Source organism: Dactylosporangium sp. NPDC000244 (genome assembly GCF_040300725.1).
In the GTDB taxonomy this organism is placed as follows: Bacteria; Actinomycetota; Actinomycetes; order Mycobacteriales; family Micromonosporaceae; genus Dactylosporangium.
The window spans coordinates 87,860-110,636 of the sequence record NZ_JBEPEH010000030.1; the positions used below are offsets into that span (position 1 = coordinate 87,860).

The following is a 22,777-nucleotide window of genomic DNA, read 5'->3' on the forward strand; positions in this document are numbered from 1 at the left end:
CCGACGCCGACTCGTACCGCTTGGGACAGCAGGGTCTTGTGGCGGCAGCCTGCCGCCCCGGCAACTTCTGCGCCGCGACGCCTGGGTTGCGCCCTTTCCCTCGTCTTCCCGCGTCGCCGAAGATCGCGGCGCCGCAGACTCAGAGGGTGACCAAGATCGGCCCAACGGCAGGCCCGCCCGACTCTGCAGGCCCGGCCCATTCGATCACCGCAGGCCCTTCGGGCGCGTCGGGCCCCTCCGCCACCACGGGCCCCTCTGCTCCTGCTGCCCCCGCCCCTACGGCGGTTTCAGCAGACGGCTTCAGCACGGGGATCCCAACCACCGCAGCAACGTTGCAGCACGTCCTGACCGATCTCCTGGTTCGCTCAAACCAGGCCATGGATGCGGCATTGACCCAAATCCTAGCGAAATTGACGACACTTCAACGCAGTCCGCGCCAGCCCCCAACTCCACCACCGCCTCCCCCACTCACCCCACAGTCACCCAACACTGCTCCACCGTCACCACTTCCACCCGCCACCTCCACACCTTCCCCGCTCGCACCCACCGTTTCTTCACCGTCACCGTTCCCACCCGCCACTTCCCCACCGTCATCACTCGCACCCGCCGCTTCTCCACGGCCGCCGCTCCCAGCCACCGGTTCTCCACCGTCACCCGTTCCAGCCACCGCCTCCCCACCGTCACCACTCCCACAGCCTCCGCCGCCAGACCTGCCTTCATCCACGCAGCAGCCGGCTCCACCACCATGGCCGCGACCACCTTCATCACCGGCTCAGCCGCCCCCATCGCCATTCCGGCCGCCATCCGCCTTCGGACCGTCGGCACCTCCACCGACACCCGCCGCGGCGCCACCCACACCAGCCACCACCGATCCGCCCCGGACCCCCAACATCCAGTGGTCACCCTCCGCACCCACGTCAGCACCAGGAGTCCCCCAGACGGCCGATCCACGCCTGTCACGGTTGTCGGCACCCTGGGTAGGCATCGGCACTACGGATCGAACAACCACCCCGCCCACCCTCACCGCCGATCGGCCCCCAACCTCGACCGGCGTCGACCTGCCACCCACCCCCGCCCGCAACAGCCAGCCGACACGCACCTGGGAATCCATCGGCGGCCTGGCGGCACCGAGCGAACGGCACGCCCTCGACGACCTCCACGCCCTGTTACCAACCGACCCCGCAGCTCGCCGCGAAACGATCCGCGAGGCGGTGACCTGGCTGGTCGACAACCTCGGCAACCCCGGCATGGTCGCCGCCCGCTGCTCCGACCTGGGCCCGGCGATCACCGCCCTCGGCATACCACCCCAGCGCCTCGATGCCCTGGCGATCCTGCTCATCGACGCCCTGCGTGCCAACCCGCCCGCACCCCCGCTCCGCGCCGACGAGGAGGCGGCCCTGCGCGACGCCGGACGACTCGCCGCCCGCTGGACGGCAAGCGGCGCGGCCGGCGCGGCCCACGAGCCGGTCCGCTGGAGCGCGGTCGTGACCAGCCACGACCGCCTCCGAGCCGACCTCGCGGTGCTACGACTCCGGACCTACCTGCCGTACCCGTGTCCACCCGGCACACGCGCCGTGGCCGAGGTCCGCCGCCTCCCCGGCCGCCGGCGCGAGTGCTGGGTGGGCAACCTGCCCGACACGGACCGTACGGTCGAGCTGCACATCCCCCTCTACCGCGACGATCCCGTAGGCGCCGAACTGGTGGAGCGCACCGCACCCGGCGACCGAGTCACCTTGCACCTCCCGGTCGGCGACCCGGCACCGCTGGACGATCACCGTCCGCTGCTCCTGATCGCCGACCGCGACGCCATCGCCCCGATCCGGGCCACCCTGATCGCACTACGCACCGCGCTACCCGCCGGCACCGAGCGCAACGTGATCGTGCACTGGCCGTCGCCGATCGAACGCGACGTGTACCGCCTGGCCGACCTCGCCCCGCCCGGCACCGTCGTCATCCGCGACCACTTCACCGACGACGGCCGCGACTGGTCCGAGCACATCGCGTTCGTTGCCGGCACGGCGGCCTCGACCGCCACGGACGCAGCCCGGCTGCGCGATGCCGGCGTGCCCATGGAGCGCATCGTGACCGCCGTGGTCGGCTGATCGCGTTACCGGCGCGGCGGCTCGGCTACCGCTGACGCATCCGCGGCTGCGCGATGCCGACACGACCCGGCAGCGCATCGTGACCGCCGTGGTCGGCTGATCGCGTTACCGGCACGGCGGCTCGGCTACCGCTGACGCATCCGCGGCTGCGCGATGCCGACACGACCCGGCAGCGCATCGTGACCGCCACCGACGGCTGATCGCCGCCTCGGCCTCGATTGCCGGCTGTGCGCGCTACGCATCTGAATACTCAGCCGGTCCCGGGCTCGGGCGCGGCCGATCGCCTGACGTCGGGCATCTTCCGCTCTTCCTGCCCTACACCTGCGTTCGGACAGCCTCTCACCCACGCCCGGCTGTCGGCCTGTTGCACGCGTTCCCGTCGTGGGGTGCACAGCCGACCACGGGGATGCCTAATTGCCGCAACATAGCCGCCACGCACCGTGCTCGCGGCGGGCCCAGCAATCGGCCGAAGTTAGGGCTACCTGTCGTGGTCGGCCCGTCACCCTGGCGAGTGAATTCCGCAGGGCGCCGCGAGGGGTTCGCAAGCGTTCCGTAGCGCATCAAAGGTGCAGAAGCGGCATTTCGGCAAGATTCAGTACGGAAAGCCGAGTCCTGCTTACTTTCAGGCCATCTGCGCTACTTCGTGGAGGTGAGATGGGATTCCGGAAGGGTGTCGCCGTGACGCTCGTCGCGGGTGCGGTCGCGGCGGGTGCGGCGGTTCAAGCCGGGCCGGCGTTCGCTGGCGACTACGGCATGGTTCGTGGAGTCATCGCCCTGACCAACAGCGTGCGCGCACGGGCCGGGTGCGGGCCGGTGACCTCGAGCCCACGCCTGAGTTCCGCCGCGTGGTCGCACTCGCGGGACATGGCCGGACGTGGCTACTTCTCGCACGGGTCGCCTGGTGGCGGCTCACCCGGCAGCCGGGTCAGGGCCGCCGGGTATCGCTGGTCCTCCTACGGCGAGAACATCGCCTGGGGCCAGCGGGACGCACGGACCGTCATGAACGCGTGGATGAACAGCCCCGGCCATCGGGCCAACATCCTCAACTGCCGGTTCCGTAACGTCGGCGTCGCCGTGGTGTACAACGCCAGCGGCGTGCCCTTCTGGACCCAGGACTTCGCCAGTCCCTGGTAGTGCACACGGGCCCGGCCCCGGAGGACACCACCCACGGGGCCGGGCAGCGGGCGAAATTTTCCGCGACGGGAATGTGTCGACGGAGTGTAGTGAGGGAAGTACCGGCTGAAACACGTCGGCGAATTGCCGGTCGCTCAAATTCTCAACACGATCAGTAGTTTGTTGACTACTACATGAAGCGATGGTCGTTACCCGTGCGGTCGACCAGATCTCGGACGGTGACACCTTCGGCACCGCGGGACGATCACGCCGGGTGACGGTCGCACGAGCACGGCCAGCAGCCCGCGGCGACCGGGACGGGCCACACGCATGGCGCCAGCAACCGGCCGAGGACCAGCCGGGATGCGAACACGTCGAGCCGCGACGGCCAGCGGGATCCGGGCCGGCCTCGCCTCGACAGCCCGGGGGCGAAGGCGAGTCGGGGCACAGATCGGCCGGGACCAGATCCGCCGAAGCGCACCCATCACTCGCAGCGACCAGCGGGAGCGACCAGCGGGAGCGACCAGCGGGAGCGACCAGCGGGAGCGACCAGCGGGAGCGACCAGCGGGAGCGACCAGCTCGCACCGCGCGGCGCCGCGATCGCGAGTTGCCGACCGAAGACCGGCCGCGATCCAGGCACGCGACACCAGAGCCGCACTGGTCGAGAGGCCAGGCGGATCCCGTCGCAATGCTGGCCACCAAGGGGCGTCGCACCGTCCGCGGAAGGAACCGGCCGCACCGGCGACACGCCGCCGAGGACGCGGCGCACGACTGGAGCATCACGGACAGCGAGGGTACGCACGACAGGCGCGACAGGGGGTGCACGAACGCCTGACGTACCGGGATCGACACGCTCCGCAATGCTCGCCGAAAATGTCGTTCTGGAATGCATCCAAATGCGTCTGCCGAGAAATTGCGCGCCGTGAATTTCAGGCCGGGCCGCTGATGGGGATGCGCAGCGGCGGTACCAGAGGAAACGCTTTCACGGGCGGCCTGGAAATCGATTCTTTTGACCGATGAACATCGATCAACCGCGGGCAGGTGTGACGAAATTGCGGTCGTCGCAAGATCTCGCGCAGCCGCGGGCACGGACCACAGATCTTGCCGACTTCCAGCGGCTTCCCATCCAGAGTTCATCGCGCGTTGTCCTCGACCGCTGGACAGAACGCCCGAATGACCCCCTAATTGAATGCACCTCGCCCGGCACCCCGCCGCCGGTCGGGTTCGTCGCCGCACCCTGCACCGCCCGCCGCTTTACCGCTCCAACCCGCCCGCTTCGCGCGCAGCACACCGCCGCATACCAAGTGCACCACCGCACCGCCTTACCAAGTGCGACGCCCCGCCGCCTGGCTGGTCGCACCTGAACGATCACTTACCTCATCCGTAACACCACCCTGGGTAGCACGCACCCTTCTTCCGGGAGGCCGCCGTGAACGACACGACATCCGCCATCCTCCTCACGGAGACCACCGCCTCCGCGTACGTCGCCGCCGCCGGGTTCCGGGTCGGGCCGGTCGGGCGCGTCGGGGTGGAACTCGAGTACTGCGTGCGTGATCCGCGTCGGCCGCTGCATCGCCCGGCGCCGGCCCGGCTGCTCGGGCTGGTGGCGCATCTGGGCAACCCGCTGCCGGGCGGCAGCGCGGTGACGATCGAGCCGGGCGGCCAGCTGGAGCTGTCCAGCGGGGTGGGGGCGTCGCTGACGGAGTGCCTGAGCGCGCTCGCGGGCGACCTGGCGCTGGTGCGGGCGGCGCTGGCCGAGCACGGGCTGCACCTCGACGGGACCGGCCTCGACATGCTGCGCCGGCCGCGGTTGGTGACGAATCATCCACGCTATGTGGCGCTGGCCGAGTACCACGACCGGTCGGGCACACGAGGACGCACCGTGATGACCAATTCCGCCTCGATCCAGGTGTGCCTCGACTCCGGTACCGATGGATCGGGCGCCGACGCCGACGACTGGTCGCACTTCGCGCGGCGCTGGTGGCTCGCGGACGCCATCGGGCCGGTCATGATGGCCGCCTTCGCGAACTCCCCGCACGTCACCCGGGCCGGCCGCCGCTGGGCCTCCTACCGCCAGGCGCTGCGATTCGGCACCGACGCCAGCCGCACCCGCGCGCCGCGGCGCACCGACGACCCGCGCAAGGCCTGGGCCCGCTACGCGCTCGCCGCGAAGGTCGCGATGGTCGCGCCGGCCGAGGACGACCCGGCCGCCGGGCCGGGCGAGCGCTGGCACGTGCCCAGCGGGCTGACGATGCGTGACTGGCTGCGCGGACACGGCCCACGCCCGGTGACGCTCACCGACCTGGAGCGCCACCTCGGCACCCTGGTACCGCCGGTGCGACCGCGCGGCTACCTGGAGTTGCGGATGATCGACCAGCAGGCCGGCGACGACTGGGTGGTACCCGCGGCGGTGGTCACCGCACTCCTCGACGACCCCGAGGGTTCCCAGGCCGCGGCCGACGCCACCGAGCACCTGCGCTCGCCGCTGCGCCGGCACCGCGACTGGCTCGCCGCCGCCCGCGACGGGCTCGCCGACCCGGCGACGGCGGCCGCCGCGCTCGCGTGTTTCACCGCGGCCCAGTCGGTGCTCGCCCGCAGTGGCGCGCCCCTTCCGGTGCGTGACGCCGTGGCCCAGTTCGTCGACCGTTACGTACTGCGAGGACGCTGCCCCGCCGACGATGCGCCGCAGGAGCGAACGCGCCGAATGGGTGTGGTATCAACGGGATGACCAGGCCCCGGCTTCGAGGAGTCCCGCCCGTGCGCGACATCGCCGTGTTCAGTGGCAGCGCGCACCCCGAGCTCGCGGAGGAGATCTGCGCGCAGCTCGAGGTGCCGCTGCTACCCGTCCGGGTAGATCGTTTCGCCAATGACTGTCTTGAGGTACAACTGCAGGCCAACTGCCGCGAGCGGGATGTGTTCCTGATCCAGCCGCTGGTGCCGCCGGTGCAGGAGCACCTCGTCGAACTGCTGCTCATGCTCGACGCCGCACGCGGCGCGTCGGCGGCGCGGACCACGGTGGTCATGTCGCACTACGCGTACGCCCGATCCGACAAAAAGGATGAACCGCGCATCTCGATCGGCGGACGCCTCGTCGCCGACCTGCTCACGGCCGCCGGCGCGAGCCGCGTGCTCACGCTGACCCTGCACTCGCCGCAGGTCCACGGCTTCTTCTCGGTCCCGGTCGACCACCTGCACGCGCTGCGCGAGCTGGCAGGCCACTTCCGCGGGCACGACCTGTCCAACGCCGTCGTCGTGTCACCGGACCTCGGGAACGCGAAACCTGCTTCTGCATTTGCGCGAATGTTGTCGGTACCGGTTGCAGCCGGCGCCAAACAGCGCTTCTCCGACGATCGTGTGGTCATCAGCACCGTGATCGGCGACATCGAGGGCCGCGACGTGATCGTCCTGGACGACGAGATCGCCCGCGGCAGCACGGTGTTCGAGCTCATCGACCGGCTCCGCGAGCGGGGCGTGGCGAGCATCCGGGTGGCGTGTACGCACGGTCTCTTCACCGCTGACGCTCTGCAACGCTTGCAGGCCGAGGAGGACGTCCTGGAGATCGTGTGCACGAACAGCGTCCCGTTGCCGAAGGACAAGTGGGTCCCGAAGCTCCGTGTGCTGTCGATCGCGCCGGCGATGGCCGAGGCGATGCGCCGCATCCACAACGGCGAGTCGGTCAGTTCGCTGTTCCACTGAGCCGCGCTGCTCCGCCCAGCCGCACCGTTCCACTGCGCCCCGCTGCTCCACTGCGCCGCGCTGATCCACCCAGCCCCGCCGTTCCACCCAGCCGCATTGATCCACCGAGCCGCGCTGTTCTTGAGCCGGCGCCCAGCCGGACCGGATGGTCGCCACGGGCGGTTACGGCGCCACTGCTGGGCGGACGTTTTTGATTCCGCACGAGCCGTTCACCCGTCCCGCACCCACGGTGCACATCCGCCACACCAGCCTCGACATCACCACCGCTGCCCACCAGAACCTCGGGCCGGTCGATGACGAAGCACTTGCCGGCCGGGCTCCATCACCCGGACACGGACGGGTGAACGCCGGCCGCACCAACGGGTGATCGGTCCGTGGATGGCACCGCACGGCCCGATGCGTTACCCGGACTCGGCTTCCGCAGCGAGTCCGGGTTTCGCGTCTCGGCAAGCACGCTCCGTCTTCATCCGCATCCCAGCGCACGCACACCGTGCTCCCGGAATCCCGGCCCGCGCCACCTCACTCCGCGTCACACATCACGCGCTGCGGGTGGTCACGCCCGGCCACTCGCGCCCCGCTGGACGATCCGAATCTGCGCTCGCCGGGCCAAAGCGGGTGTCCGATCTCCGCAGATCGGTTGTCCACGGGGTGTGACCATGATCGGATGCCGTGAGATACCTGTTTCTGGCGCCGACGGTAAGTGAGCCCCGATGTTCGTGACGTTCCGTGACTGATGCGGCACGCGGCGGTGACCGCTATGACGGATCGGCCGCGGCTTCCGGTCGAGCGGCGGGGAGTAACCGGACGCCGACCGTGCGCGCCGACGTACTGGGGCCGCTGCGGATCGAGGTCGGCGGCAACCCGGCCGACGCGGGCGGGCCGCGGCAGCGGGCGGTGCTGGCGCGGCTGGTCGCCGCGGGCGGGCACGTCGTGCCGACGGATCGCTTCATCGACGACCTGTGGCAGGGCGAGCCGCCGCCGAAGGCCCTCGCGGCGCTGCAGGTGTACGTCTCGAACCTCCGCCGGGCGCTCGAACCCGGACGGGCCCCGCGCACGCCCGCAACGGTCGTGGTGTCGATGGCGCCCGGGTACGCGCTGCGGTTGCCGGACGAGCAGGTCGACGCGTGGCGGTTCGAGTCGCTGCTACGGCGCGGGAGCGAGCTGAGCGAGTCCGACCCGCGGGAGGCGGACCGGCTGCTGCGGGCGGCGCTCGACGCGTGGGCCGGTCCCGCGTACGCCGAGTTCGCCGACGAGAGCTGGGCGACCCCCGAGGCCGCGCGCCTCGAGGAGCTGCGCCTCGCCTGCGTGGAGGCGGCCGGGCGGGTCGCCCTGCGGCTCGGGCGCGCGGCCCTCGTCGTGCCGGAGCTCGACCGGCACGTGCAGGAGCACCCACTGCGCGAGGAAGCCGTGCACGTGCTGGCCACCGCGCTGTACCGGGCGGGACGGCAGGCCGAGGCCCTCGCCGCGCTGCGGCAGGCCCGCGACCGGCTCGCCGACGAGCTGGGCGTCGACCCCGGCCCGGCGCTCCGCGCCCTCGAGGCGGACGTCCTCGCACACGCCGAGCACCTGTCCGCCGACACTCCGCCACCGCCGTCCGCTCCGGCCGCGGATCGGCGGCCGAACGACACGATCGGCACCGAGCGCGAGCCGTTGGGCACACGGAGCGATCCCGGCGGGCGGGACACCGCGATCACCGTCCACGGCCAGACGCCGGACTCGCCGCAGGGCGCCGAGGCCGTCGGACGCGACTCGGAGCTCGCGGCGCTCGGCGCGGCCGCGGAGGCGGTGCAGCGGGACGGCCTGCGGATCGTGTGGCTGGGCGGAGAGGCGGGCGCCGGGAAGTCCACGCTGGTCCGGACCTTCTCGGCGGCGATGGCGGAGCGTGGTTGGCAGGTCGCATGGGGTCGCTGCCCCGAGGTCGATGGGGCGCCGCCGGCCTGGGCCTGGACCGAGGTGCTCGCCGGCTGGGAGTCGGATGCCCCGGCCGGGGTGGGCGACGAGCGGCTCTCACCACTGCTGGAGGGCCGCACGGGCGCGGCCCAGCCCGGTCTCGCTTCGAAGCCGGCCGGAGACGCCACGGCGGACCCGTTCCGACCCGCATCGCCGCCGAGCGGACACGCGGTTGTGGGCCGGCTGCCGGCCGCTCCGACGCACGGTGACCGCACCCAGGCCCGTCGCTCGCCATCGCACCCCGCGGACGCGTTGCGCGTGGCCTCCCCGTCCGACGGGCACACCGCAGCGGGCCGGTTCGAGGCCGCAACAACGCCGGGCGTACGCGCCGCAGCGGATCAGTTCCAGCTCGCACAGGCCGTCGGTGAGCGGCTCGGGACCGGCGGGGCGTTGCTCGTCGTGCTCGACGATGTACATCGCGCCGATGGCGAGACGCTGCAGGTGCTGCGGCATGTCGCCGTCGCCCTGGCGGGGCGCTCCGTGCTCATCGTCGCCACGTTCCGCACCGGGGAGGACCATCCGCAGCTCGGAGCCGCCCGCGCCGCGCTGGCTGGGCCGCGGTCGATGGAGCTGCTGCTCGGCGGGCTCGGGGCGGACGCGGCGGCACGGGTGCTGGCCGGGCATCTCGGTGCGCCGGTCGATGCCGAGGTCGCGGCGGTCGTGCACGAGCGCACCGGCGGGAACCCGCTGTTCCTGGCGGAGACGGCACGGTTGATCTCCGCGGAGGGAGCGGGCAGCGCCGTACGGGCGATTCCGGCCGGGATCGGGCACGTGCTGCGGCGAAGGCTGGCTCGGCTGCCGGCGGCGGCGCAGACGGTACTGCGGCATGCCTCGATCCTCGGGCGCGACGTCGACATCGACGTGCTGGCGGAGGCGTTCACCGAGGACGAGGACGCTGTGCTCGACGGCCTCGAGGCCGGGGTGCTGGCCGGGCTGCTGGAGGAGCCCGCGCCCGGCCGGGTACGGTTCGGTCACGCACTGCTACGAGATGTGCTGTACGACGACATGCCGCAGCTTCGTCGCCGACGGTTGCATGAGCGCGTCCTGAACGTGCTGGAGCGGACCAATCCCGGCGACGTCGCGGCGCTCGGCCACCACGCGCTCGCCGCGGCGACCCCGGCTTCGGCGGTGCGCGCCGCCCGGCACGGATCGGCGGCGGCGCGGCAGGCGGCGGCGTACTTCGCACATCGCGAGGCGGCCCAGTTGTATGCGGCGGCGCTGGATGCGCTCGGGCTGCAACGGCCGGGGTCGGGTGACCAGGGCACCGACACGGCGTCGCTGCGCCTGGATCTGTTGTGCGGGCTGACGTCCGCTCGTGCGAACTCCGGTGATGCGATCGGGGCCCGCACGGTGCGATGGGACGCGGTGCTGGCGGCGGCCGCGGTGGCGGGCATCGAACCCCGCGGCGTCGTCGGCTTGACCGCCGGGAGCGGCGCCGCGAGTCCAGGTGCCGGGCTCGGTGGAGCTGGAGATCCGGGTACAGGGCGCGGTGGGGCCGGGGATCTGGGCGCCGGGCTCGGTGGGGCCGGGCTCGGTGGGGCCGGGCTCGGTGGGGTTAGGGATCTGGGTGCCGGGCGCGGCGGGGGTCATCGGCGTGCACGGGCCGCGAGCGACGCCGATTTTCCGGCCGCTGGGCCGGCCGCCGCGGAGGCGGCCGCGCAGCGGTGGAACAGCGGCGGCGAACCGGATGTGCACGCACGGTCATCGGCCGACCTCGCCGGGTCGGAGTCGTTCGTCCAGGCATTGGCCGCGGTTGCGGATGTCGAACCGCTCGCTCGTGCGCTCGCGGCGTTCGACGCGCCCGTCGCGTGGTCGATTCGCATTGCCCGGGCCATCGACCGGCCGCTCGTCGAGCTGCTCGAGCGGACCCTTGCCCGCGACGACCTTCCCGCCGGGCTGCGCGCGCGGATGCTCGTGACGCTGGTGTACGAGCTCGAGGGCGACGAGGTCGAGCGGTGTGCCGAGGCCAGCGCGGAGGCGTTGCGCATCGCCAGGAGCGAGGGTGACGCTCTGGTGCTGTGTCAGGCACTGAATGCACGGTACTTCGCGGTGCTCAATCCGCAGCGGCGGCACGAACTCCCCGCGGTCGGGACGGAACTCCTCGCGGTCGCCGAGCAGGCAGGGCTGCTCGGGTTCCAGGCGCAGGCGCATCACGTGCTGTACCAGGCGGCGCTGGAGCGCAACGATCTGCGGCTCGCGCAGGAGCACCTCGATCGGGCGCTCGAAAAGTCGACCGCCGGCCAGCTGGGCGTGACACTCTCCGTGATGGCGATCCTCGGTGCGATCCGGGCCGTGCTCGCCGGTGACCACGCGACCGCGGAGCGGATCTACACCGAACTCGGGGAGCGGATCGAGGCGGCCGGGCAGCCGAACGCGTACCTGGTCAGCATCATCGGCGTCTTCTTCGTCCGGCTGACGCAGGGGCTCGGGCACACCTACCTGCCTGTGCTCGAACCGCTACGGACGCTGTCGACCGCGGAGTCCGAGGCCGGGGAATTCCTCGCCCGGGCATACGTCGACGCCGGGCGGCTCGATGAGGCGCGGGCGGTGTGGAGGCCGGACACGCCGGTGCGGGAGGACTACTACTGGCTGGCCATGATGGGACTGCGCGGGGAGAACGCGGCCGCCCTCGGTGACCTCGCCGTGGCGGCTGATTGCTACGCACAGTTACTGCCGTGGGCCGGGCAGTTCGTGGGTCTGGCCAGCGGGACGGTGCCGGGGCCGCCGGTCGATCTCGTGCTCGGCAAACTCGCGGTCGCGCTCGGCAGGCCCGCCGATGCGCACTTCGAGGCCGCGAAGGAGCTGGCGGCTCGCACCGGCGCGACGCCCTGGATGTGACCCTCTGGGTGTGACGTTCTGCATGTGACGGCCTGGATGTGACGGCCTGGATGTGACGGCCTGGATGTGACGCAGACGAACATGTTCGGTGCGCCGGTTCGTGGCCGCCCCGAGCGCGTTCGTCACGCTCCCCACATACGAGGCGTGACCATGCGCTGACACGGTGCCCCGCGTGCCCGGCCCTCGTGCGACTCGCCGGTCGATGCTCGGAAGGTGTTGATCGGCTGGCGCGGCCTTCATGTGGCCACCCCGTCGTCAACCACAGACGTCAACCACAGACGTCTGACGCGGCCCTCATGCGGCCACGCCATCGTCAACCGCAGATCGTCCGGCGGGCCTCATGCGGCCACGCCGCCGACAACCACAGATCGGCTGGCGCGGCGTTCATGCGGGGCACGAGGTCGTCAACCGCAGCTCGGCTTCTCGCGGCTGAGTGCAGCCCGATCGCGCCGACACGCGATCCGAAGGCCGACGACCGGCTTTGGGCCGGTCGTCTCGGACGGCTGCCGATGCCGGCCGCTGTGGAGAAAGCCCCGGAGCCCGTTGGCTTTCCCCCGGTCGGCGGCCGGACGGTGTCAGTCGTGTGGCGCGGGACGGTGCGGCCGCGAAGGCGTCAGCCGAAGATCGCCTTCTCGCGGCGGAGGAAGCCGGGGCGGACGGTCGCCAGGATCAGACGCAGGACCGGGCCGGCCTCGCGGAGGAGCTCGGCGAGCTCTTCGGCGGTGGCGTAGCGCTCGATGCGCGGCAGCTCGAAGCCGATCTTGCCGCCCTTGCGGACACCGGCCTCGACTCGCTGCCACTGCTCGCCGGAGACGTAGCGGCGAATGACGGGGAAGATCGTGCGCTCCTCGTCCTCGATGTGCTCGTCCAGGAGGTCACGCAGCGTGGCCAGCGAGTCCGCGAGCCTTGCGGCGGTATCGCGGTCACCGGGCGTGGCGGCGAGGGCAGCGGACTGTGTGCGGATGCGGTCGAGCAGCGGGTCGAGCTGGGCGTGGTCGTCGGTGAGCTCGGCGAGGTCGATCTCGGCGCCGGCGGTGGCCTGCAGCACCGGCCACAGGATGTCGTCCTCGGCCTGGTGGTGGTGGTGGATGCCGGTGCAGAGCGTGGTCAGGTACTGGTGGATGGCCTTGGCACGAGCGGGAGTCGCGGGAACCCGGCCCTCCGCGATACCGCGCGTGACGTCGGCGAAACGGCGGGCGTCGCCGCGCATCGAGCGGTGGTTGATGGTGATGCCGAGGAGATTGGGCGCGGATTGCTTCATGCCGTACAGCAGACGGCCCAACGGTTGGCGATCACTTAATGGCGGCTTGGTGGGTGTCCCGCACGCTCGACAAGTGCGAGCCGGGGCCGATGGGCTTCAGGACTGCGAGCGGGCGGGATCGGGGTGGACTTCGCTCGTTTCGGCGCATCGAATGCGCGAAAGCAGCGGTCAGTTCAGCGCCACGTGCGCCAGACCAGCAGTCAGCTCGACACGACCTCCGCAAACCACCGGTGGCTCGGCGCGACGTGCGCGAACAGGGGTCAGTTCAGCACGACGTGCGCAAACCGCGGCCGGTTCGGGGCGACGTGCGCAAAAACCAGCGCTGAGTTCGGCACGACGTGCGCAAAAACCAGCGCTGAGTTCGGCACGACGTGCGCAAAGGCGGGGGTCGGTTAGGCGCGACTTGCGCACAAGCGGCGGCAAGTCCAGCCCGTGGTGCGCGTGTGAGTCGCGGCCAGCGCGATTCGCCACGGACAAAAGCGCTGATCAGCGTGGCGCGAGATGCGGCTGAAGTGCGGTCAGCGCGACTCGACGATTCGCTTCAGGGCTTCCAGGTCGGCCAATACCAGAGCGCTGTCACGGGCGAAGTCCGCGTCGGACATGTCGGGCTGGCGGCGCAGCGTGAAGGTGAGCTCGCTGCCGTCGTCGTGCGGGACCACCCTGACCGGGTTGCGGAAGACCTCGCCGGTCGGGAGGTGGACGTCGTGGTCGAGCACGCCGAACGGGTTGTCCGTGGCGAACGTCAGCTCGATGCGGCTGTCGCCCGACACCGCGAACCAGCGGTCGCCCTCGCGCTCGACGGCGCTGCACAGGCCCGGCGCCCATTCCGGCAGGTGAGCCGGATTCTTGGCGTATTCGTAGACCTCGCCGGGAGCGCGAGCGATGTGGACGCTGATGTGTTTCGACTCGCTCACCACCCGCCCATCCTGCCACGATCGAGTCGGTAACTCCCGGTCCCGGCTCGGATTGGTTACCGTTGATGTGTGACGACGCCAGTGCAGTTCACGCAGGAATTCTGGAACAACCCCCATCCCGTGTACGCGCAGTTGCGGCAGGAAGCGCCGGTGCACCCGGTGACGTTGCCGAACGGGTTCGAGGTCTGGCTCGTCACGCGGTACACGGACTGCAAGGCGGCGCTGACCGACCCGCGGCTGTCGAAGCGCCAAGGGGCCGGGGACAACGCCCGGCAGCTCAGAGCGTCGACGAGTACGCCGCTGACCAAGCATCTGCTCGCGTACGATCCGCCCGATCACACTCGGTTGCGGCGGCTGGTGTCGAAGGCCTTCACCGCTCGGCGCATCGAGGAGTTGCGGCCTCGTGTCGGAGAGTTGAGCGCGGCGCTGATCGAGGCGCTCCGGGGCCGGGACGGCGCGGATCTGGTCGAGGATTACGCGGTACACCTGCCGATTCAGGTCATCTGTGAGCTGCTCGGGGTGCCGATCGAGGATCAGGCCGCCTTCCGGCGGTGGACCTCGGTGCTGGTCTCGGCGTCGGCCGGCGGGCCGGGTGTGCCCGAGGCGGCGGCCGCGTTCCTCGGATACATCCTGGGGCTCATCGAGCGTAAGCGGGCGACTCCGGCGGGTGACCTGCTCAGTGCGCTGATCGCGACCCGGGACGAAGGTGACCGGCTCAACGAGGACGAGCTCACGTCGATGGCGTTCCTGCTGCTGCTCGCGGGGCACGAGACGACGATGAACCTGATCAGCAACGGGATGTTCACGCTGCTGACGCATCCGGAGGCGCACCGGCGGCTGCGGGAGGATCCCTCGCTCGTGCCGGCGGCGGTGGAGGAGTTCCTGCGGCTGGAGAGCCCGGTCGAGACCGCAACGACACGGACCGCGACGGAGCCGGTCACGTTTGGTGGCGTCACGATTCCGGCCGGGGCGATGGTGGCGATCTCACTCCTTGCTGCGGATCGTGACCCAGAGCGATTCCGGGAGCCGGGCGCGTTCGTGCTCGACCGCGGGGACAACCAGCATCTGGCGTTCGGGCACGGGATTCACTACTGCCTCGGTGCGCCGCTCGCTCGGTTGGAGGCGCAGATCGCGTTCACGGATCTGCTCGCGGCGTTTCCGGGGATGCGGCTCGCGGTGGCGCCCCAGGAGGTGGTGTGGCGGACGGGCATCCTCATCCACGGTCCGGCCGCGCTGCCGGTGACGCTCTGAGTAGTCGCGGCGGGGCTCTGCGGTACGGGCGGGGAGCCGTCCAGCGTTGCAGTGAGGCCTGCACGAGCAGTGAGGGCCGCACTCCCCCGTCCAGCCTTGCAATGAGACCAGCACGTCGCCGGGCTGGCACGAGCCGGCCGTCCGGGTCGGGACCGCCGCCGATGGCGAACGGCCCGGCCGGCCGTGACGGCCAAGGCGGGGACGGATAGCGGGAGAGCCTGAGCCCGAGAACGGTCGCGACGAGCCAGGCCGATGGGCCGCTCGCGCTCAGTCAGTCGAGCGTCGGCGTCGGTGAACCGCTGCGGCGGGAACGGTCGCGACGAGCCAGGCCGACGGGCCGCTCGCGCTCAGTCAGTCGAGCGTCGGCGTCGGTGAACCGCTGCGGCGGGAACGGTCGCGACGAGCCAGGCCGATGGGCCGCTTGCGCCCAGTCAGTCGAGCGTCGGCGTCGGTGAACCGCTGCGGCGGGAACGGTCGCGACAGGCCGGGCCGAAGGTGGCGGGAACCGGCCGGTCAGTCCTCCGGCATGTGGCCGCCGGCGCCCAGGAGCAACGCGGCCAGGCCCAGCACGGCCACGATCAGGGCGGCCAGCTTGGTGAAGCGGCCGGTCGGGTCGGCCACCGTGACGTTGAACCAGCCGCGGGGGTCTTTGCGGACGCGTACGGTGTCGCCGACCTTCGGCTCGGTGTCGAGGAACCGCAGGCGGCCAAGGTTCTCGCCCGTTGTACGGTCCGCGACCTGGTAGGCCGGGAAGCGCTTCTCGGACACGCTGCTCACGGCTCGCACGACCTGCGTGACCTGCGCGTCGGTGGGGACGCCCTCGCGGGACATGTAGACGGGCAGGACGAGTACGGTGCCCAGGACCGAGGCGGCGATCAAGGCCAGGAACATCACGACGCGGTTGCCGGCCGAGTGGTCGGGGGCGCCGACGCGGTAGAGCAGGTATCCGGGCACGGCCGCGAACAGCGACAGGAACAGGCCGGCCGCGAGCAGCTTGAAGCTCGGGCCGCCGGCCAGGATCCCGGCGATGATGACGAACGCCGTCGTCACGACGACGGCGACGAGCGTCCGCCAGATGCCCTTGAGCAACGAGCGCCACGGATAGTGCCTCACGAGTGAGCACCGTAGGCGATCTACGGGCACGGCGCTGCCCCCGGGTTGGCCGCACTCGTTCGAGCTGGCCAAACTCCGGGGGCTACGCGTCAGATCGTGCCGGCTACCCGCTGTACCGCGGCCGAATAGTCGGGAACCGAGGACATCGCGGCGGCCAGGCGCAGGAACGGCAGGGCCTCGCGCGGACGGCTCTGCCGCTCCAGGGTGCGGCCCAGCAGATGGCACGCGTAGTGATCGGTCGGGTCGCGGTCGACCAGCGCGCGCAGGTGCGTCTCGGCGCGGTTGAGCTGCGCGGACGCGAAGTAGGCGCGGGCCAGCCACAGCCGCACCTCGGCGTTGCCCGGCTCCTCGTCCAGCACGGTGGAGAGGATCTTGGCGGCCTCGATGGGGTCACCGGCGTCGAAGTAGAGGACTCCCCTGCGGTACTCGGCGATCATGTCGTTCATGGCACCGTTAACGCACGGGAGGTACGAAACCTTCCTCAATGGGCTTTGAGCCACCCGATCAGGTCATTGAGCACGCGGTCCTGCTCGGGCTCGTTGTAGACCTCGTGGTGCAGGCCCTCGTAAATGTGCAGCGTCAGGTCGTCCGCGCCCGCGCGCTCGGCGATCAGGCGGCTCGACTCGGCGTCGACCAGCCCGTCCTCGGAGCCGTGCAGCACGAGCGTGGGCAGCGTCAGCTCGGGCAGGCGGCGCTGGAAGACGGCCATCTGCGTGAGCATCGCGCCGCCGAGGCCGGCCGGGACCTTGCCGTGGTGCACGAGCGGGTCCGCGTCGTACTTCGCGACCACCGCCGGGTCCTTCGAGATCAGCTTCGAGGGCAGCGTCTGCACCGGCGCGCCGGGCGCGACGCGGCCGAGGACCTTCGCGACCGCGATGGCGGGCTTCGGAATGCCCTTGCCCGGCAGTACGGGCGTGCCGGACAGCACCAGCCCGCGCAGGTCAGCCTGGTGGTCCAGCGCGTACGCGAGCGCGATCATGGCGCCCATGCTGTGCCCGATCAGGAACGGCACCTGCCCGGGATGACGGCCCCGCACCTCGTCGAAGAGCACATGCAGATCCCGTGTGTACTCGCTGATGCTGCGCGCCAGCAGCCTCTTGCCCTCGGAGCGTCCGTGCCCACGGTGATCGGGCGCGTACACGGCGAGTCCGATGTCCCCGAGCCGCTCCACGACGTGGTCGTACCGGCGTGCGTGCTCCCCCATCCCGTGGGCGAGCACCACGACTCCGGTCGCGCCGGCTTCGGGCAACCACGCGTCGTACACGATCCGGACGCCGCCACCGCCGGTGAGGGCGAGTTCATCGCGTTGCATGGCAGCATGGTCCGCCGCTCGTGCGCGCATCGCAAGCACGCGGCGCGATATGTCGTGGCCAACTGGTCACCGTGCGCTTGGTCCACGGCTGGCGTCTTGGCTCGTGGTTGTCGTCACCGTGAGTCGCCGGGTCGCCGCGCCGTGGGGCTCCTTCGCCCGGTCAGGTTGGGCGCGGGGCAGCCTGCTCACGTCGCCGGCTGCCGATGTCGCCGCTGCTTGCGCGCCGATGACTGCCGGCTCGCGGGCGTCGCGACTCGCAAGCGACGCTGCTCGTGACCGCCGCGGCCCGCAGGCGTCACGGCCCGCAGCCGTCACAGGCCGCAGGCGTCACAGGCGTCTCTGCCCGCAGCCGACGCGACTCTTGCAGGCGACGCGACTCTTGCAGGCGACGCGGCCCGCGGGCGACGCGGCCCGCGGCCGTCGCGGCCCGCGGGCGTCACGACTCACAGCTGTCGCGACTCGCGGGCGTCGCGACTCGCGGGCGGGGCCGAGCAAGGCGGCGTCGGCTATGTGCCGCCGATCGCGTCATGGCCGGTTGGCGGCAACGATCGGCGACGGCCCGCACACTGCCGGACACCCGCGCGCCGGTGACCATTTGCACAGCGCGGGCCACGCCACAGTCGCCGTGGCTGGGCGCCCTTGTCACACAGACGGCCGGCCGGTAGTCGCACACGGCAACGGTCACTCCCGGACGGGCCCGCAACCCGGGTGACGCGGCCATCGCCTAACGTGACCGAAGTGCGGCTTCACTGCGTGGCGACGGGCGCGTGAGTCCGGAGTGACTCGAGCACTACTCTGCGCGCTCGGTGGCGGAGCGCTCAATGCAGAACTCGTTGCCCTCAGGATCAGCGACCGTGACCCAGCCGGTACCGTCTGGACGTCTGAAATCGTCGACTTGAGAGGCGCCCAGGGCAAGCACGCGCTCCACCTCCTCGTCGCGGCTCGCGTCCAGCGGCTGCACATCGAAGTGGATGCGGTTCTTGACGCTCTTGGGCTCGGGGACGCGAATGAACAGCAGGCCGGCAGAGCCGTCCGGGGCGAGGATGAGCGCCTGATCATGCGTGGGCAGATTGGGATCGTTCGGAGCTTCTTGATATCCGGTGACCGCGCTCCAGAAGAGGGACAAGCGGTACGGATCGGCGCAGTCGATCGTGATGTGCCTGATGCGGACGGTCATTCCGTCAAGGTATATGTGACAACGGTGTTGCCGCCGAAGGGAGCCGAAGGTTGCTGACAGCTGGCCCGGCGTGGACGGCCTCGGCCGACAGCCCGCAGACGCCCGCACCGCTGCTGAGCGGCGCCGAAGAGGTACTCGTCCTGACCGGCTCGGCGGATCTCGACTTCGCCGAGGCCTGCCTGCGGCACGCGCGAGCGGCCGGCGCCCGGACCACCGTGCTGTTCGACGCGCGCGCGGGGGCCACGGTGGGTGACGGAGTGGCGGCGGTACGCGAGGTGCTGCCCGTCCCCGTGGTGTGCCGCTCCGGGGGCACCTTCCGTGCGCGGATCATCATCGCGGCGTCACCGGGCGCGGCCACCGTGTCGATCGGCTCCGGCGACGCCACGGCCGGCGGCTGGGGGCGCGATGCGGAGGTGTGGACGCATCTGGTGGCGGACGGCGCGACGGTACCGACGCTGATCACGGATCTCGCGGACTGGTTGCGGCGCCTGCCCGGCCTGCTGTGGATCGAGCCCGTCGGGGCGGAGCGCCTCGAGGCGGTCGCGGCGCTGCTCACGGCCCGGCCGCACGCCGCCGAGGCCGACGAGCCGCTGCTGCTCACCAACGACCAGGTGCCGATCGTGGAGCAGCTGCCGTTCGCGGCGGGCGCGGACCGGCTCGGCATCGCGGCGAACGCGTTCGACCCGGCCGGGCGCGCGTTCGGCGAGATCGCCCGCGCGGTGCGCGCGTTGCAGGTGCGCCTGCTGGTGCCGTCCGGGGTGCGGTGCGACACGGCGGGGCTGACCGGCGCGCTGGACGAGGTCGGCGGCTTCGACGAGACCGGCGAGGTGCTGCTGGAGACGTCGACGGACCGGCGGTACCGCGGCGCCGGGGTTGTCGAGTGGTGGACCGGCGACAGCGGCGTGCTCGTCACCGGCGGCCTGGAGTGCACGCCGGAGTCCCTGCTGGTGACGGCGGCCGACCCGGGCGGCAACTGCGAGCTCGCATTGCTGCTGGAGGTGACCGAGTCCCTGCTGGACGGGCAGGAGACGCGCGACGTCACCCTCAGTGACACCTCGCTTGCCGTGCGCCCACCCGAAGCGGTCCCGCCCGCCACAACCCGCGTGCTCGCGCTGCGTGTGCACGCCGATCGGGTCGAGGCGAGCCTGGTCGCGGCCGGCTCGACGGCGCCCGACGGGCTGGTGGTCACCGTGGGTGAGACGTCGGTGAAGCTGCCGTGGACGGGGGCGGAGGGGCGGCTGCACACGTACGTGGCGGAGGGCGCCCGGCTCGCCGGCCGGTCGGCGCAGGTCCGGGCCGCGGACGGCACGCAGCTCGGGACCGCCGTGGTCAGCGACGTCGCCGTGGCCGTGACCCGCTACACGCACCCGTCGCCGCTGGAGATGCGGGACCTGGCGAACGTGTTCGGCGACGCCGCGGACCTCGAGTCACTCTTCGCGGCGGTCGCGCAGCTCGCCTCCGGCCGTACTCCGCGTCACGGCGTGCCCACGGCCGAGCGCCGCGCCGCCGAGGAGGAGCGGCTGCGCGCCATCGTCGGCCCCGCGCTGCTCGACTTCGCGTTCGGGCGGGCGGCCGTCGACGCCGCCGACGAGCTCGCTCTTGCGGTCATGGGCATGGACTCCGGGCAGATCGAGCGCCTGCGGCAGCAGGTACTGCGGCTCGGCGGGGCCGCCGCGGGCTGGCCGTTGCCGCCGCGGCTGGCCGCGTTCCGGATCGTGCTCGTGCTCGCCGCGGCCGGGCTGTGGCCCGCGCCGCAGGACTGGACGCCGCTCGTGGCGGCCGGCCTGGACTCGCTCATCGCCGCCGACGACGAGGCGTTCGCGGGCGAGCAGGCTGCGCTCGCGACGGTGGGCATCGCAGCGGTACATCACGGTCACCTGCTGTCACCGCTCGGCGGTTTTGAGGAGCTGCGCGCGCAGGTGCGGCTCGACTCCGACCCGCCGGCCGAGCTCGTCGCGCGCTACGCCGTCGGCCTCGCGGGCGACGTGCTCGGCACCGAGTTCAGCGCGGAGGGGATCGCCGCCGACGCCGGGGAGCTGCTCGTGCGCTCCGCGTTCGATGACGCGGTCGATGCGATTCCGGAGTCGGTCGGTACCGTCCAGCGCTCCGACGCGGGCGGCGTGCTCGTAGACACGTCGAAGGACCCGCGGCGTACCGCGCTGCTCGTGCTCGACCTCCTGCGCGACTTCCCCGACACGCACGTGACGGTCCGTGGCGCTGCCGGCACCGAGACGCACGGCTGGTGGAACGGTCGCCGGCTCGTGCTGCTGCAGCCGTTCGGCGGGCGGTGGCGGGGGTCGCTGTGGCCGGGGCTGATGACGGGTATTGCCACGTACGCGAAGGGGGCGTCGCAGCTGCCGACCGCGGCTCGCACCTGGATCACCGAGGTCGCCGAGATGGGCGAGGAGTAGCGCGCGCCGGCGGCTGGATTGGCGAATTACCGAATTACTGATTACCTGCAATCACCCGACGCTAATTCGGGCCTCGACTCCGCTCAGTGACGGCTGTGGCGGGCGGCCTGCGGATCGGCGGGATCGGGCGGTGTCGCCGGCACGACGTTGCGCAGCGCGGCGAGCAGCTCCGCAGCGTTCGCGGCGGTGAGCGAACCCTCAGCGTCCGAGGCGAGCAGCGCCCCCGGCGTCCGAGGCGTGCAGCTCCGCAGCGTTCGCGGCGAGCAGCTCCGCAGCGTTCGCGGCGGTGAGTAAACCCTCGGCGTCCGTGGCAAGCAGCGCCCTCAGCATCCGTGGCGAGCAGCGCCCCCCGGCGCTCGTGGCGAGCGCGGCCATGAGCGCCGGCGGCAACGGGCGGTGAGCGGCTACGGCAGATAGCGGCCACAAGCGGCGCGACGGCCATTGCAGACGACGACGCCGTAACAAAACGGCAGCCGTTAGCGGAACGACAGCCACGGCGAAGGGCAGCCACTGCCCGGCAGCCGATATCGAGGGGTCCGTGCACTGTCGGTGACCGTCGGATGCGCGGACGCGGCCGGCCCGTGGGAATCGCAGCTGTTGTGGGATCCAGCCCTCGGTGGATCAGCTCCACAGGGATGCCCGGCGCGCGCGGAGGGCACGGTTCCTCTCAGAGAATCCGGAGGTCTTGCGCCTGCCGTCCTGTATCGCACGATCGCCACAAGCGGGTACGCTTCGGCACCATGTCAGGGCAGAAGCCCGGTTTTCCGCAGCGGTCGGCGCTCATGCACGTCGTCGACCGGGAGTACGGCGGCAACGTCGTGCAGGGCCGCTACAAGCTGACCCGCTTCCACGCGTTCCCGATCAAGGTGCGCCGGCCGCCCCGTGGCAGCATCGTGGCTGAACAGAAGTGCGGGGCGTGCGGCGAGAAGTTGCCGCTCAGCGTCGCCAGCGTTGGGCGGCGCATGCTGGTCCGGGCGGCCGCGGCGGTCATCGCGGTCGCGGCGCTTGCCGCGTTCATCGCCACGGTGGTGTATTTCGTCAATGCGCCCGTCCGTGACGAGTCCATCCCCTCGAGTTTGGAGGGGCCGCCGGGCTGGCTGCTGTTCCTGGGCACGATCGGTGCCCCGCTCGTGCTCATCGTCGCGTGGTCGTTCTTCGTGACGTATGACGGGGTGCGCATCAAGGGCGCGTTCCGCCGCCAGCATGTGGTTACCGCGAAGGCACGGCACGTCAACGCGGCCCGACAGGCGAAGCGCAGCACTGACGGTTAGGTGCCGAGCGCGAACAGTGCAAGCGAGGCCGGCAATGCAGTGAGTCGGCGACTGCATGCACCGCGGGGCCGCATCAAGCGTCCGGCCATGGGATACGCGGCCGGACCGGAACCGGAGGCCGCAGAGGCCCGAGGAGGCCGCCCAGCCAAAGGGTGCACGGAGGCCCGGGAGGGCCGTCCGGCCGGAGGGAGCCTGTCGGCCGCGGACGCCGAGGAGGCCGAAGAACCACCGGCCGGACGGGATCCCGGCGGCTGCGTGCGCCGCCGGGCCACGTAAGAAAGTCCGGCCACCCGAAAACCCTGCGGCCAAGCACGCCGCCCGGCCGCGTGAGAAAGTCCGGCCACCCGAAAACCCTGCGGCCAAGCAC

The 22,777-nt window shown here is 71.6% G+C and carries 15 protein-coding genes; 8 read left to right on the forward strand and 7 right to left on the reverse strand.

What is annotated here, in order from left to right; genetic code table 11:
- Window positions 1-468: 468 nt before the first annotated feature.
- Complete coding sequence (locus ABT369_RS36900; protein ID WP_350619276.1) at window positions 469-837, reverse strand: hypothetical protein; 369 nt, start codon at window positions 835-837, stop codon at window positions 469-471.
- 374 nt (window positions 838-1,211) lie between these two features.
- Between ABT369_RS36900 and ABT369_RS36905 the strand changes: the two genes are divergently transcribed.
- The 5 genes from ABT369_RS36905 to ABT369_RS36925 all read left to right on the forward strand — a co-directional run bounded on the left by ABT369_RS36905 (window position 1,212) and on the right by ABT369_RS36925 (window position 11,700).
- A complete protein-coding gene (locus ABT369_RS36905) occupies window positions 1,212-2,102 on the forward strand; it encodes a ferredoxin reductase domain-containing protein (protein WP_350619278.1) in 891 nt (296 codons plus the stop codon).
- A 654-nt stretch (window positions 2,103-2,756) separates the two neighbouring features.
- Window positions 2,757-3,236, forward strand: coding sequence for a CAP domain-containing protein (locus ABT369_RS36910; RefSeq protein ID WP_350619280.1), 480 nt, complete (start codon window positions 2,757-2,759; stop codon window positions 3,234-3,236).
- 1,409 nt (window positions 3,237-4,645) lie between these two features.
- A complete protein-coding gene (locus ABT369_RS36915; RefSeq protein ID WP_350619282.1) occupies window positions 4,646-5,944 on the forward strand; it encodes a glutamate-cysteine ligase family protein in 1,299 nt (432 codons plus the stop codon).
- Between the two features lie 29 nt (window positions 5,945-5,973).
- Window positions 5,974-6,912 carry a ribose-phosphate diphosphokinase gene (locus ABT369_RS36920; protein WP_350619284.1) on the forward strand — a complete coding sequence of 313 codons (939 nt, stop codon included), beginning with the start codon at window positions 5,974-5,976 and terminating at the stop codon, window positions 6,910-6,912.
- An 813-nt stretch (window positions 6,913-7,725) separates the two neighbouring features.
- Window positions 7,726-11,700: an ATP-binding protein gene (locus ABT369_RS36925; RefSeq protein WP_350619286.1), complete on the forward strand. Its 3,975-nt coding sequence runs from the start codon at window positions 7,726-7,728 to the stop codon at window positions 11,698-11,700.
- Window positions 11,701-12,313: 613 nt separating this feature from the next.
- On the opposite strand, the gene ABT369_RS36930 is transcribed toward ABT369_RS36925, so the two are convergent.
- Both ABT369_RS36930 and ABT369_RS36935 read right to left on the reverse strand, forming a co-directional pair.
- The gene (locus tag ABT369_RS36930) at window positions 12,314-12,961 is read right to left on the reverse strand and encodes a hemerythrin domain-containing protein (protein ID WP_350619288.1); all 648 of its coding nucleotides are present in this window, start codon (window positions 12,959-12,961) and stop codon (window positions 12,314-12,316) included.
- 518 nt (window positions 12,962-13,479) lie between these two features.
- The gene (locus tag ABT369_RS36935; RefSeq protein ID WP_350619290.1) at window positions 13,480-13,875 is read right to left on the reverse strand and encodes an SRPBCC family protein; all 396 of its coding nucleotides are present in this window, start codon (window positions 13,873-13,875) and stop codon (window positions 13,480-13,482) included.
- 69 nt (window positions 13,876-13,944) lie between these two features.
- Between ABT369_RS36935 and ABT369_RS36940 the strand changes: the two genes are divergently transcribed.
- Complete coding sequence (locus ABT369_RS36940; protein WP_350619292.1) at window positions 13,945-15,126, forward strand: cytochrome P450 family protein; 1,182 nt, start codon at window positions 13,945-13,947, stop codon at window positions 15,124-15,126.
- A 513-nt stretch (window positions 15,127-15,639) separates the two neighbouring features.
- Here ABT369_RS36940 and ABT369_RS36945 read toward each other — a convergent pair.
- The 4 genes from ABT369_RS36945 to ABT369_RS36960 form a co-directional block, all read right to left on the reverse strand.
- Window positions 15,640-16,239 (reverse strand): hypothetical protein, encoded by a 600-nt coding sequence (locus ABT369_RS36945; RefSeq protein ID WP_350619294.1) that lies wholly within the window; start codon window positions 16,237-16,239, stop codon window positions 15,640-15,642.
- An 89-nt stretch (window positions 16,240-16,328) separates the two neighbouring features.
- The gene (locus ABT369_RS36950; RefSeq protein WP_350619296.1) at window positions 16,329-16,685 is read right to left on the reverse strand and encodes a tetratricopeptide repeat protein; all 357 of its coding nucleotides are present in this window, start codon (window positions 16,683-16,685) and stop codon (window positions 16,329-16,331) included.
- Between the two features lie 35 nt (window positions 16,686-16,720).
- Window positions 16,721-17,551 carry an alpha/beta hydrolase gene (locus ABT369_RS36955; protein ID WP_350619298.1) on the reverse strand — a complete coding sequence of 277 codons (831 nt, stop codon included), beginning with the start codon at window positions 17,549-17,551 and terminating at the stop codon, window positions 16,721-16,723.
- Between the two features lie 790 nt (window positions 17,552-18,341).
- Window positions 18,342-18,728: a VOC family protein gene (locus ABT369_RS36960; RefSeq protein WP_350619300.1), complete on the reverse strand. Its 387-nt coding sequence runs from the start codon at window positions 18,726-18,728 to the stop codon at window positions 18,342-18,344.
- A gap of 50 nt (window positions 18,729-18,778) precedes the next feature.
- On the opposite strand from ABT369_RS36960, the gene ABT369_RS36965 reads away from it, so the two are divergent.
- Together ABT369_RS36965 and ABT369_RS36970 are read left to right on the forward strand one after the other, a co-directional pair.
- Window positions 18,779-21,139 (forward strand): hypothetical protein, encoded by a 2,361-nt coding sequence (locus ABT369_RS36965; protein WP_350619302.1) that lies wholly within the window; start codon window positions 18,779-18,781, stop codon window positions 21,137-21,139.
- 782 nt (window positions 21,140-21,921) lie between these two features.
- On the forward strand, window positions 21,922-22,410 hold the full coding sequence (locus ABT369_RS36970; RefSeq protein WP_350619304.1) for a hypothetical protein: 489 nt from the start codon (window positions 21,922-21,924) through the stop codon (window positions 22,408-22,410).
- The last annotated feature ends 367 nt before the right edge of the window (window positions 22,411-22,777 follow it).

Excerpts from the sequence above, each read along its gene's own strand:
- ABT369_RS36910 (WP_350619280.1), top strand. The coding sequence starts at position 2,757 with ATGGGATTCCGGAAGGGTGTCGCCGTGACGCTCGTCGCGGGTGCGGTC.
- ABT369_RS36955 (WP_350619298.1), bottom strand. The coding sequence starts at position 17,551 with ATGCAACGCGATGAACTCGCCCTCACCGGCGGTGGCGGCGTCCGGATC.
- ABT369_RS36950 (WP_350619296.1), bottom strand. The coding sequence starts at position 16,685 with ATGAACGACATGATCGCCGAGTACCGCAGGGGAGTCCTCTACTTCGAC.
- ABT369_RS36930 (WP_350619288.1), bottom strand. The coding sequence starts at position 12,961 with ATGAAGCAATCCGCGCCCAATCTCCTCGGCATCACCATCAACCACCGC.
- ABT369_RS36970 (WP_350619304.1), top strand. The coding sequence starts at position 21,922 with ATGCACGTCGTCGACCGGGAGTACGGCGGCAACGTCGTGCAGGGCCGC.
- ABT369_RS36960 (WP_350619300.1), bottom strand. The coding sequence starts at position 18,728 with ATGACCGTCCGCATCAGGCACATCACGATCGACTGCGCCGATCCGTAC.